The organism is Microbulbifer okhotskensis (assembly GCF_023895975.1).
In the GTDB taxonomy this organism is placed as follows: domain Bacteria; phylum Pseudomonadota; class Gammaproteobacteria; order Pseudomonadales; family Cellvibrionaceae; genus Microbulbifer; species Microbulbifer okhotskensis.
This window is the reverse complement of the sequence record NZ_JALBWM010000460.1, coordinates 1-299: the sequence shown is the minus strand read 5'-3', so window position 1 is coordinate 299 and position 299 is coordinate 1. Positions and strand designations below refer to the sequence as shown.

At 60.2% G+C, this 299-nt stretch carries 1 protein-coding gene; it reads right to left on the bottom strand.

Translation table 11 applies throughout. From position 1 onward, the window contains the following. The coding region (locus MO867_RS22930) for a hypothetical protein (RefSeq protein WP_252473451.1) at positions 1–299 on the bottom strand (299 nt) is incomplete at both ends.

The window sequence follows — 299 nt, the reverse complement described above, 5'->3', positions numbered from 1 at the left end:
TCCGGCTGCCAGCGCTCCCCCATGCGTGAGCGCAAGCGCTTAGCCGCCTGCACGGAGTTAAGGCGCACGGCCTCCACCTTGGGCAGTGGTATATCCAGATCCAGATCGGTTCCGCGTTTGGGGATGTAATTGGGCAGTGGTGTATCGGTGATGGGCTTCATAGGATCGACGCGACCACCGAACGGTGCTGGCTGGACTTTGCGTTTCTCCGCCGCCGCCTGGTCTGTATCGGTTCCCATAACTGTGCGCTCAATCGCTTTGCGCTCTTTATCCGCACGGGTTTCCGGCTGTGCCTTGTA